We start from the raw sequence: 12373 nt of genomic DNA, 5'->3' as shown, positions 1-12373 counted from the left end.
TGAACCAGCATAAAATTAGCTTTAATATCCTTTTTGAATATCCACCTTATTTTCCAAGTCCTGCCCTGCTTCCACTCTTTTCAGGGTGTCAACAAAGCAATCCGCCGCTTCTTTTGCCGTTGTCACAGCAGATATATGAGGTGTTATTGTAATAGCTGGATGCTCCCAGAATGGATGCGATGCAGGCAACGGTTCTTCATGGAAAACATCCAGTACAGCAAACCGTACTTGCTCCTTTTCCAAGGCAGCCAGCAAATCTGCTTCAGCAACAGACTTTCCTCTGCCTGCATTGATAAATCCAATATTGTCCGTTTGATCAAATAAGCGTTTATCAAATAAATCTGCTGTTTTCTCTGTTAACGGCAATGTATTGATTACATAATCCGCTTCTTTTATAAATGAAAATTGAGAGTCAATAGCTGCAACTTGGCTAAAAGGTGCTTTCTGTGTCCCGCTTAAAGAAATGCCGTACACCTTCATTCCAAATCCGGATAGAATCTCTGCCAGTCTTCTGCCGATTTCACCGGCTCCATAAATCACTGCTGTTTTCTCACTCAATAATACAGGAGAAAATTCCTTCCAGACCTTCTCTCCTTGCTGGGCTGCAAACGTCTGATGCGCTTGGGTATCCCTTAACATATAGCTTAAGCAATATTCCCCGATGCGCTGTCCAAACGAGCAGACAGTACGTGTTAATAATACATTTTCATTCCAATTCTGATCATACAAAAATCCATCGACACCGGCGCCTAGAGAATGTACCCATTTCACTTTGCCGTAGTCCGTATCCTTCCGCAGCTGAAACCCGCAAAGAGCATCCGCCCATTCCAGGTCTCCCTCTGTTATAGCGTCCTCTGTTATGTAACGAATTTCTTTATCCAGCTTATGATGTGCTATGTGTTTTTCTAATTCCTTTATCAGCGGACTGGCAATAATTATTTTTTGAATGTTCATATTAACCTTCTCCCTTCTCTATTATTGCAAAATTCTTTTACAGGATTAACATAAAAGATAGATTCCATTTACCTTTTTCTATCATATTCTTTTTATAAAATAAGGAAACCTAATTTGCGATTTCTTCATCTACTTTATCAAATTCCACATGACAGCTCCCTTTTGTGTGTTTTCCAACAACTAACAGTGAACAGCTTCTCTGTGAAGAGGTAAAAGAGAAAAATCCTTTTTCACTATCATGAAATTCTTTTTGAAAAATGACATTCCTTCGCTGTCTGAAAGTTAATTCAACTGAACCTGTCTCTACTGCAACATCATAATCAAATTGTACTTGTTGACTTGTGCCTACCATAAAAACATGATTTGAAATGCCATTAAATTTTTTATAGCGCAGGCGAAACTGATTATTTTTCAGGTGATTTGTAATAAAACCAATCTTTATCATGGGAAACCGAACATTTTTTACCAGACCTTTTCGGTATAAAAAATAGACAATACCAGCAACAACTAAAAATCCGATAAGCTCCATGGCACACCTCTTTTTTATGAATATTTTATACATAACATACTTATATTCATTGTACCTGTTTCCTCTATGTAAATGTGAGAATTTAATTATTTTCACTAAAAAATAAAACGTGTAAGGGACATATAAAATAAAAGGACCCTGCACGCTTTAATAGAATATCCTCCATCTACAAATAGCTGATCGATACGATTTAGCATCACCATTTCACTTTCTTTACCTATTTGTTCAATGTTATCTGTCAGTTAGGCTGCTCCATATGGTTCCACGAACAATTTTGTTCATTATAATGTTATTGTCCCAGTTCAAATACCCCATCCCTACTCATCGCACCAACAACTCCTTTAACTTATAAATCCATATTATAAGTTAAAGGAAGATAAAATATTTTGATATTAAAACCAAATATCACTAACCTGGTGACCGGATTGAATTGGGTCTGTAGGATCCACTCCCAGATTCATTAAGCCAGTTATCCATGCTTGCCCCGATAGCTTAGGAACAATAGCTTCTTTATCCTTTACTTTAGAAAGGGATATGATTTTACTATTAAATTTGGTTCCAGTAATCGATTCATTTTCAAATTCTTCATCCACATCAATTAATCCCTTTGCATACATCACTGCCAAACGTGCACTGGTTCCAGTACCACATGGTGACCGATCCATTCTTCCATGTAAAACAACCGTACCATTTTTACTGATAACACCTGCTTGAGAGCGTTTTAAAGGCCCTTCAAAAATAATATTAGACACATTTCGAATTTTGCTGTTCTCTGGATGAACAACCGTTAACTGTTCATTTACGGCTTTTTTGATTTTTTGACCAACTAAACACATTTCATGCGCTTCATCTGGTGTAATATGAAACCCTAACGCTTGCGCATTCACATGTGCAAACATCATTCCTCCATAGGATGTGTCAACCTGAATATCCCCTATCCCTTCTACCTTTACAGGGGCATTCAAATGTATTGCAAAAGCCCGAACGTTTGTTAGCTCTACCTTCTTTACTTTTCCATCTTCGCACACACATTTTACTTTAATGAGCCCTCCAGGAGCTTCTAAAACTAATTCAGTCACCGGCTCTCTCATAGGAAGTATTCCATTTTCTAATAAAACAGTAGCTACACAAATTGTATTTGAACCTGACATCGGCGGATATTCTGTGCTTTCCAAAATAATATAGCCCATATCTGCTTCTGGATGAGCAGGAGGCACGAGAATATTTGCATTATAGAATGGACCGCCACGAGGTTCAAAAAGTAATAATTTTCTTATGTCATCCATATGTTTCTCGAAGTATTCTTTTTTCTCGAACATGGTATCACCAGGTATAGGCGGGATACCTCCTACTACCACGTTGCCTACTTCCCCTTCTGCATGAGCACCGACTACATCAATTTTACGCGACCATTTCATGAAACTCCTCCTTCAATAATTTGAAAGCGTGTCTTACTTTACATGATAAAGTGCGAATTCTCCATTAAACGAAGAATTCGCACTTTATCATGTTAAATTATTTCAACACTTAAGCAAACGCTTACAATACTTCAAATAACCTTTGTTCCGCTTTTAGATGATCGGGAACTTTCTTCTTGTCGTGTTTCCCAATAATCCGCATTCTTAATTCCTAGCTTTACTGGATCAAACACAGGATCTTTACCTGCTTTTTTCTGTTCTTTATAATCCTTTAAAACCTTGAGTGCTACCCCAGATAACAGCAACGTGCTGATTAAGTTCAAATACGCCATGCTTCCTAATCCGATGTCTCCCATTGCCCATGCTGTAGATGCGGAAACAATAGCGCCGACAAAGGCAAAAATAAGTATACCTATACGTAACGGAAATAAAAATAATTTTTCCTTTTTATTGGAATGGCCAATAATATACGTAGCACTAGATTCTGTTTTATAATAGTAAGTTATCATTGTGGTAAAACAAAAGAAAAATAAGGCAATAGCCATAAAAGCAGATCCAATACCCGGCAAAACGGTATCTACTGCCAGCTGCACATTTACTGAGCCAGCTTCTACACCAGGAACATTCACGACAGATGCTGCCCCTTCTACATTGTACATCCCTGTAATAAGAATCATAAAGGCAGTTGCCGAGCATATAATCCAAGTATCAACATACACGGCCAGCGCCTGAACCAGTCCCTGCTTTGCCGGATGCGATACTTCAGCAGCAGCTCCTTCGTAAGTTTCTGAACCTGCACCTGCAGCATTCGAGAAAAATCCTCTTTGAACCCCCCATGATATAGCCGCTCCTATCATGCCACCAAACGTTGCTTCTGCACCAATTGCACTCGATATAATCAATGAAAACAAATCTGGAATAGCCCGAAAATTAAGCCCTAAAATAATAATACAGACTATAATGTAACCAATTGCCATAAAAGGTACTAAATACTCCGCAGTTTTAGCAATTCTTTTTACACCGCCAAAGACACATAACCCCATTAAAAGAACAAGGATAATCCCAATAACATATGGCGGAATCCCAAAAGCTCCCTCCATTGAAGCCGCAATCGTATTAGATTGAATATTCATCAGAAAAAATCCTGTTGCCAAAGTTGTTAATATTGCAAAAATAATACCCAGTTTTCTAAATCCAAGACCTTTTTCAATAAAATATGGCGTCCCGCCACGCAATTCTCCATTCACTTTACTTTTATAAACCTGCGATAATGTAATTTCAATAAAACTTGTAGCTGCTCCAAAGAAAGACATTACCCACATCCAAAATACTGCTCCCGGTCCCCCAAGTGTGATTGCTGTTGCAACTCCTGCAACATTACCAGTTCCGATTCTGCTCCCCAGTGACATTGAAATTGCCTGGAAGGAAGACACGCCGGATTCAGAAGATCTTCTCACAAACATTAGCTTGATCATATCTTTTAAATGTGTCACTTGCACAAATCTGGTCATAATAGAAAAGAATAAACCAATCACTAAAAAACTGAAAATAAAATACTGATTCCAGACAGCTCCGCTTAACCAATCTATAAATGCGCTCATATAACTCTCCCTTATCTATTTCAGATTTTTTAATCTTACTGATTTCCTCTGTTAGCAGTTATCTAAAGTCATTCGATTCTATTGGTTTTCTATAACTATGTCCGAACTAACTACATTTTCTCTATCCTGGAAATGATCCATAATTATTTTCGTCATATCTTTTGGACTTGCATAGCTTTTCCGTTCTGCCGGCTTATCCTCCCGCCAGAGGCTGGTGTTCATATTCCCCATGTATGCCGCAAGCACTCTAATATCTGTGTCTTTTGTTAAATCCGTTAATGCTTCTGAAAACCCCCGCATTCCAAATTTACTGGTACTATATATGATTTCATCTGCTTTGGCAGCTTTTCCAGAATTGGAAATAATATTTAAAATATCTCCCTTATTCCTGCGTTGCATATCTGGTAAAACTTCTTTGGTGCAATAAATCGCTCCTTTTACATTTGTATCAATCAACAAATCGACTTCTTTATTATCCATTTCAGCTAATGATTTAAAAATACCGACCCCTGCATTATTTACGAGACAGTCTATGGAATCATGTGATTCATCTATTTTCTTGAATACTTCTGCCACACTTAAGGGATCTGTAATATCCACTTCAAAGATGGAAGATTTTCCTTTTAAATTTTGGGACACCTCCTCTAATTTATAACGCGTCCTGCCTAACAGACATACCTTATAATCAAGTTCAGAAAAAGCATACGCTAATTCTGAACCCAGACCGCTTCCAGCACCTGTAATAACCACTGTTTTCATAAAATCGACCACTCCTAAAAACCGAATGAACCCGTATGCTTTCTTAACCTGCCCCAAAAGAATCTAAAGACACCATTAAACTAAACTGGGCCAACCAGCAAACGCTTACAATACACTAAATAACTTTTCGTTCTTTTTTAGCCGGCTGCACACTTTCCTCTTGTTCCGGTTCCCAAAAATCTGCATTTTTAATTCCAGCTTTCAACGAATCAAATACTGGATCTTTTCCTTGTTTTTTCTGCACATCATAATCCTTTACGGCCTTTAAGACTGGTTTTGTCAGAAATAGCAATGCTATCATGTTTAACCAAGCCATGACCCCAAACCCTAAGTCGCCAAAACTCCATGCCAGGGCAGCTGAATTTGTACTATTATAAAAAACGGTGACTAACAGGCCGCATTTCAAGACAGTTAATGGCCACTGCAGCTTTTTTTTACGGTTACTGTTAAGATAGGCCAGACTGGTTTCCGCTTTATAGGAGTACGTAATCAAACTGGTAAATGCAAAGAAGAAGATCGCAACAGCAACGAAAGGTCCCCCTAATCCCGGTAAAATCGTTTCAACGCTTAATTGAACGTTGTTGGAACCTGCTTCCACAGCACCAATATTGTTCTCAACCATCGTGCCATCATCCAGCTGAACATTATACATACCAGTAATCAAGACCATAAATGCTGTAGCAGAACAAATAACCAGGGTGGTGATATACACGGATAATGCCTGCACTAATCCTTGTTTAACAGGATGGGAAACTTCTGCTGCTCCTGTTTCAAAGGTTTCACTTCCAAAGCCGGCGGCATTCGAAAAGGCTCCTCTTTGTACGCCCCAGGCGATTGCTGAACCTATGATTCCGCCAAATGTTGCACTTGGATTGATTGCGCTGGAAACAATTAATGAAAGTACATCTGGTATGGATGTGAAATTAACAGCTAAAATAACAACACATACGCCGATATAACCAATTGCCATAACTGGAACAATCGTCTCCGCCGTTTTTGCAATTCTTTTTACCCCTCCAAAAATAACAACAGCCAGTAAAATCACGAGTAATATACCTGTTATTGCCGGAGCTATACCAAATGCGTCATCAAGAGAAAGCGCTATAGTATTTACTTGAATCCCCGGGACAAGAATCGTCATAGAAACCATGGTCACGGCTGCAAAAATGACAGCAAACCATTCTTTCTTTAACCCTTTACCAATATAATACGGGACGCCTCCGCGGTATTCCCCATCCTGCTTCACTTTATAAATCTGTGCAAGCGTGGTTTCCATAAAAGCAATACTGGCAGAGAAAAAAGCCAAAATCCACATCCAGAATACAGCTCCCGGACCCCCTAATGTGATTGCAGTCGCTACACCGGCTATATTACCAATACCAATTCTGCTTCCAATCGACATCGATAATGCTTGAAACGAAGAAATACCTGCCTCCGACTTTCCGCCAATAAATGTCAGTTTAAACATGTCCTTAATATATCGAAAATGAATGAAACGCGTTGCTATGGAGAAAAACAATCCCAGTGCCAGAATAAAAATAACCAACGCTGGACTCCATACAATATCGTTTAATCGCCCTATAAATTCACCCATGTTATCCCCCTTGTTCACGGGCCTAAAAACTAGAATCCATTTTAGGCCCCGCACCAGAAAATCGGTTAATATACTTTATATGCCTGACCCGTTTGCGCTCCAAAGACACTTTTTCGATAAGCTAAGCCAATCCGTTTGGAAGAAACAGGTTCGAACCCTTGGAATAGTTTACCATATTTTTCTTTTGATTTCTCCAGCATCGATGGACTGACATGATTAATCCGGATTCCACGCGGCATTTCAATGGCTGCTGATTTAACAAACGCGGATACACCGCCATTGGCCATCGCCGATGAGGATGCAGTTTTCAATGGATCATTCATCAAAACACCCGTTGTAAGCGTAATGCTTCCGTTATCTCTCAGATAATGTAAACCGATTAATACTACATTTACCTGTCCCAGCTGCTTGCTGTTTACCGCAATCATATTCTGTTCCGGTGTCAGTTCATCCACTGTGGCAAAATGGGCCGAACCTGCAGCGCAAATGATGCCATCCACCTGTCCTACCTTTTCAAAAAGCGCTCTGATGCTCACTTCTGAAGTAATATCTACTGGATATTCTGAAGAATTCCGGCTGGCTTGGATGATTTCTGCATCGTCCTTTAATTCTTCATACGCTACTTCTCCGATGGATCCGGTTGCTCCGATTAATAGTATTTTCATATGACATGTCTCCTTACCTTCTTCATTTCAAGCATTTTGTTGATAATCTTGATACAATGTTTCTCTTTCCTTTTCAATTTCCGGATGAAATTGAATTAAAGCGGCTGCTCTTACCTTTTTTACATTTTGAATTGCGCGATTCATACGCTCTGTTAATGCGGGATTTTCTCCAATTACTTTCGATGCTATATTTAATCCGGCGACTTCCCCTTGTGCCATGGCAACCTTTGAGCTTTCTACTCCTGTGATATTGCCAGATACATATAAATCAGGGAGTGTTGTCTCCATTTTTTCATTATGAACCGGAATATGTCCCCCTAATGCTTCCACGTATTTAAAGGAACAACCGGCAACAGAAGCAAGCTCTGCCATTGGCGTCAGTCCCCCTGAAATACAAACCACATCAGCTGTTTCCGTCTTTTCTGTTCCTGGAATGGGTTCGCCTGCTGTGTTTATTTTTACGGTTTTCACTCCTTCAACAACATCTTCCCCGATAATCTCTGTTACAGCCGTTTTTAATTTGATTGGAATCCCGTTCATTTTCAATCCATTACTTGGATAAAATTTTGTCGCAAAACTCACGGGCATATGTTTTCCCAGCTTGCCCAGCTGTTTTAGTAAAGGAGAAGGAGCCAGATGGGTCAAACGCATTAATGATGCTAATACTTCCTGCGGCTGACCAGCTTCTTTTCCTATTTGTTCGGTTACTGGTAAAATAATGGCCTTCACATCTACGCCGCACAGCTTTAACTCATTGGCAATGGCCATCGATAATACATTTGCTCCGATGATAATACAAGAATTCCCCGGCTTTACCCTGTGGACATTCCCCATTACCTGTGCCGCTCCAATTGACATTACCCCTGGAAGCGTCCACCCCGGCAGCGGAATATGTGTTTCACTTGCGCCTGTTGCCAACAGCAGATGCACCGTATCGATAGCGCCGCTGGAAGTATAAATTCTCCAGCCAGCTTCTATTTTTTCCAAATTATAAACGGATGTTTCACATTCTATTTCCACACCTAGAGATTCAGCTCTATCTACCAGATTTTCAGATTCTTGGATGCCATTCCACCACTCCCCGTTCGGCTCCTCATGCAATTGGCCTAATAACCTGCCTCCCGGGCGGGGAAATTCATCAATCACCTTAACGGCTACTCCATTTTCTGCGGCTGCTATTCCTGCTGTTAAACCCGCTGGACCAGCACCGATAATCACCAAATTCCACATAAACCATCACTTCCTTAAAGAATAAACAGTCATCCCATCCTTGACAGCAGTTACACAAGCGCGGACAACTTGCCTGTCCTCCAGCTGAACTCTGCATTCAAAGCAATGACCGATATTACAATAGATTCCTCTGCCTTTTCCGCTTACATCATGCTTTCGTAATTCTCGATATCCTTCTGCTAATAATGCTGAAGCAATGGTATCTCCTTCAAGCGCTTCTATCGTTTGATTATTAAATGTAAAGGTTAATTTATTTTTATTCGATAAAGACCCTAAAATCGGGTGCTCCTCAATCCTCACTGACATGATTCATCCCTCCCAGAGTGCCAAATGATACTGGTCTGACCGGCGGACGATAGCTGAGAGAAATGTCATCTGTCCTTGGAGCAGATTCATGGGACTGAACAATTTGATCAATCATGCTCCGGCACGTTCTTCCTCCGCAATATCCCATCCCTGCTCTTGTTCTCAGCTTCACTTCACGAGAGGAACAATGGTAATGATCTATCGTCTGATTAATTTCTTTTAATGTTATCTCTTCACATCTGCAAATGATGATATCTTCATCCGCCATCCGTACTCCTCCTTTGTTTTAAATAAAACCATAATACGGTTTCTGAGCAGTTGCCATATGCGCCCATCGAATCATTGTAATAAAATCAAAGACTGGCAATCCGACCGCTTGTTGAATTGCTGCGGCATACGGAGGTAAATCACTGCATTCCAGCAGGATAGCTCCAATATCCGGATGATCCTCCACCAGCTCATTTGCCGCTTGAATAACCTCTTCTCTAACTACTCCGTTGTCAAAGCTTCCTCTGCTCTCCACGATGGCAGAGAATTCCGGTAATTTCCCCAAATCTTTTACCACGACATCATCTACATTGGTCACTCCACAGCTGTCAAACAGACTTTCCGTTATGCCATCACTGTCTGCCGTCAGCATGCCGATACGCTGATGGCTTTTTAATCCTGTTTTAATCCATGGAATCTGAACAACACTCGACATAAAGACGGGGATGTCTACTGCATCGGCAACCTGCTTTTGATAATTCCCAAAGAAGCCGCATGCTCCGCAAATGACCCTCGCTCCCTCTCTTTCCAGCTGCTGTGCTGTTTGAATCACATCGCCCACCAGCGTCGGGTCGCCGACGTGAATTCTGTCCTGGGTACAATTCGACACAACCCGTGGTACAACAGGAAAATCATAGGTGGATAAATTAGCTACGTTGCCAGGTAATACCGGGTACCAGCAATCATCCAGGAATAGAATTCCTACGGAGAAACCCGCTACATATTGCCCTTTTTTCATTTCAATCAGCTGACCGTGATCCGATTTCACAAAGCCATATTCTTGATTTCTGCTGCTCGCCATATTTTTTTCCTCCATCATCTCAATTCAAAGCAGCGGCACAGAGAAATCAAACAAAATATATTTTTATGCTGTTTTTCTCTGTGCCTTCACCTGCTAAAAACCTAAACCGGCTTTACTTCATAGCCTAATTCTTTTAATGTTTTGCTCATCTTCTCTTTTAGCTCCTCGGAAGCTGGCACTAATGGTTTCCGTACGGTTCCTCCTTCCAGGCCAATAATATCTAAACCGGCTTTCACAGGTCCCGGCACCGGCTCTGCTTCCACATAATCATATAGCGGAAGTAAACGCTGATTGATAGCTAATGCGCCGTCGATATCTTTTTCCTTTGTAAATAACTCGTACATTTCTACGATTTCTTTTGGAACCAGATTGTGAATAATTCCTGTCGCCCCGTGCCCACCTACAGATAACGTCGGCAGAATCAGGTGTTCAAATCCGGTTAATACAGTAAAGTCCTCGTTATCCTTGGTTAAAGCAATCACTTTACAAGTATGCTCCTGGTCTGTTGTATTTTTGACCGCTACAATTCCTTCCTCTTCACTTAATTCCGCAATAAATTCAGGGGAAAGCTCTACATTGGTTGCTGCAGGATAATGATAGATAACAATTCCAATTCCTGCTTCGGCAGCTAATTTTTTATAATATGCTTTCATTCCTTCTTCACTTGTTGTCATATAATATGGTGTTACGACAAGCGCACAATCCGCGCCAACTTCTGCTGCATATTTTGTCAGCTCCAGCGTTTCTTCCTCCCGGTGTGCACTCGTACCTGCCATGACAGGCACACGTCCGCCGGCATATTCTACCGCTGCTTTTAATAGACTCTTTCTTTCTTCTAACGACATCAGCGAATATTCTCCTGTGCTTCCTCCAGCAAGCAGGCAGTGTACTCCGCCGTCAACCAGGTGATTAATCAAGCCTTGATAGGCAGAAAAGTTAATCGATCCGTCCTCATTAAATGGTGTTGGCATTGCAGGTATCATTCCAGTTGGTTTATACATCATTCATTCCTCCAATAATTAAATAGTTTGTAAGATTTCTTCTTGCGCTTTATATCTTGAAAATTTCAAGCGATCAATATTAAATTCGGTTTCTTTTCCTGAAATAAGCTCTGTCATCATTTTCCCGGTAATCGGTGCCATACTGATTCCGTCACCCTCATGGCCGCTGGCAATATAGAAGCCCGGCACCTCATCTACCTCGGATACAATCGGCAAATGATCCACTACCCATGGACGGATGCCGGCATAGGCACGTATACAATTGACATCCTTTAACATCGGCAGGAACCGCGTTGCCCGTTCGGCAATTCCCCGCATCACATCATGTTCCGCACTGGTATCATAGCCTTTAAATGCGCGATGTCCGCCTACTAAATAATTACTTGCTTCTGTCGGTTCAATGGTAAAGGCAATATTATAATCTTCTACAAGTTTACTGACATTTCTTTTGTAGTTGATATCTTCAAATTTAGAGAGCATATAGCCAAATTCATGTACTTTTTGATGAACGATCCTGTCTGTCCGCTCTGTCACAAGGACCATTCCTTTTCTTGGCCGAATCGGAATGTCTATCCCGACCATTTCCCCAATATGACTTGCCCAGACACCGGCGCAATTGACCACATTTTTCGTATATAACGTTGTGGTGCTGGTTTTTACAGACTCTACAGAGTCATCCGGACCCTGTGTGATTTCTTTTACTTCCTGATTCGTAAAAAGCTGCAATCCGTATTTTTTTGCTTCTTCAATAAAGGCGTAGCAAACGAGATATGGATTCATCGTAGAGTCAACCTCTGTCCAGACACCGCCTGCCAAATCGTTAGCCAAATGCTTTTCGATATCGGGAAGCTCCTCTTTACTTACCATCTTCATATCGTAGCCGGCAGCGACCTGCTGCTTGACATACCCATTTGCAATTTCCAATTCCTGTTCTGTTTCACAAACATACAGGCTTCCCCGGGAGAAAAACTCGAAATCAAAAGAGAATTCTTTTGCTAATTCTTTATACAGCTGAATACTTCGAAAGCCGATTTCTGTATCAATTCCCGGTTTCTTATCACAAATGAGGGCAACAGCATCACATCTGCTCGACGTACCAGCCGCTATATCTCCCTTCTCCACCAAAGCAACTTGGTACCCTTCTTTAGAGAGGTAATAAGCTACACTTGAACCAATAATGCCTCCGCCGATAACAACCACATCAAAACTATTCAATCTGCCACCTCCTTTTTAAAAATAGATTGATA

General features: G+C 40.8%; 13 protein-coding genes. All 13 read right to left on the bottom strand.

Annotated elements, in window-relative coordinates; genetic code table 11:
* Nucleotides 1–21 precede the first annotated feature (21 nt).
* The 13 genes from ACFO3P_RS19735 to ACFO3P_RS19675 all read right to left on the bottom strand — a co-directional run bounded on the left by ACFO3P_RS19735 (nt 22) and on the right by ACFO3P_RS19675 (nt 12341).
* Nucleotides 22–954, bottom strand: coding sequence for a D-2-hydroxyacid dehydrogenase (locus ACFO3P_RS19735; RefSeq protein WP_289584637.1), 933 nt, complete (start codon nt 952–954; stop codon nt 22–24).
* A gap of 109 nt (nt 955–1063) precedes the next feature.
* On the bottom strand, nt 1064–1483 hold the full coding sequence (locus ACFO3P_RS19730; RefSeq protein ID WP_289584638.1) for a hypothetical protein: 420 nt from the start codon (nt 1481–1483) through the stop codon (nt 1064–1066).
* 392 nt (nt 1484–1875) lie between these two features.
* Nucleotides 1876–2901, bottom strand: coding sequence for a proline racemase family protein (locus ACFO3P_RS19725; protein ID WP_289584639.1), 1026 nt, complete (start codon nt 2899–2901; stop codon nt 1876–1878).
* A 131-nt stretch (nt 2902–3032) separates the two neighbouring features.
* Entirely contained in the window at nt 3033–4502 is a 1470-nt protein-coding gene (locus ACFO3P_RS19720; RefSeq protein ID WP_289584640.1) for an alanine/glycine:cation symporter family protein, read from the bottom strand.
* A gap of 78 nt (nt 4503–4580) precedes the next feature.
* Nucleotides 4581–5261: an SDR family oxidoreductase gene (locus tag ACFO3P_RS19715; RefSeq protein WP_289584641.1), complete on the bottom strand. Its 681-nt coding sequence runs from the start codon at nt 5259–5261 to the stop codon at nt 4581–4583.
* A 115-nt stretch (nt 5262–5376) separates the two neighbouring features.
* Nucleotides 5377–6855 carry an alanine/glycine:cation symporter family protein gene (locus ACFO3P_RS19710; RefSeq protein WP_289584642.1) on the bottom strand — a complete coding sequence of 493 codons (1479 nt, stop codon included), beginning with the start codon at nt 6853–6855 and terminating at the stop codon, nt 5377–5379.
* 65 nt (nt 6856–6920) lie between these two features.
* A complete protein-coding gene (locus ACFO3P_RS19705; protein WP_289584643.1) occupies nt 6921–7520 on the bottom strand; it encodes a short chain dehydrogenase in 600 nt (199 codons plus the stop codon).
* 27 nt (nt 7521–7547) lie between these two features.
* On the bottom strand, nt 7548–8750 hold the full coding sequence (locus tag ACFO3P_RS19700) for an NAD(P)/FAD-dependent oxidoreductase (protein ID WP_289584644.1): 1203 nt from the start codon (nt 8748–8750) through the stop codon (nt 7548–7550).
* 6 nt (nt 8751–8756) lie between these two features.
* A complete protein-coding gene (locus ACFO3P_RS19695) occupies nt 8757–9056 on the bottom strand; it encodes a (2Fe-2S)-binding protein (RefSeq protein WP_256706102.1) in 300 nt (99 codons plus the stop codon).
* Nucleotides 9040–9324 carry a (2Fe-2S)-binding protein gene (locus ACFO3P_RS19690; protein WP_289584645.1) on the bottom strand — a complete coding sequence of 95 codons (285 nt, stop codon included), beginning with the start codon at nt 9322–9324 and terminating at the stop codon, nt 9040–9042. The genes ACFO3P_RS19695 and ACFO3P_RS19690 overlap by 17 nt, the downstream gene beginning before the upstream one ends.
* Before the next feature lie 18 nt (nt 9325–9342).
* Nucleotides 9343–10125, bottom strand: coding sequence for an aspartate/glutamate racemase family protein (locus ACFO3P_RS19685; protein ID WP_289584646.1), 783 nt, complete (start codon nt 10123–10125; stop codon nt 9343–9345).
* A 101-nt stretch (nt 10126–10226) separates the two neighbouring features.
* Nucleotides 10227–11126: a 4-hydroxy-tetrahydrodipicolinate synthase gene (gene dapA / locus ACFO3P_RS19680; RefSeq protein ID WP_256706307.1), complete on the bottom strand. Its 900-nt coding sequence runs from the start codon at nt 11124–11126 to the stop codon at nt 10227–10229.
* 18 nt (nt 11127–11144) lie between these two features.
* The gene (locus ACFO3P_RS19675) at nt 11145–12341 is read right to left on the bottom strand and encodes an NAD(P)/FAD-dependent oxidoreductase (protein ID WP_256706099.1); all 1197 of its coding nucleotides are present in this window, start codon (nt 12339–12341) and stop codon (nt 11145–11147) included.
* Between the last annotated feature and the right edge of the window lie 32 nt (nt 12342–12373).

Origin of the sequence: Oceanobacillus aidingensis, from assembly GCF_042654105.1 — a bacterium.
Lineage (GTDB): Bacteria > Bacillota > Bacilli > Bacillales > Amphibacillaceae > Oceanobacillus > Oceanobacillus oncorhynchi.
Note: the sequence above shows the minus strand (reverse complement) of the source record. Positions and strands in the feature narration are given on the sequence as shown.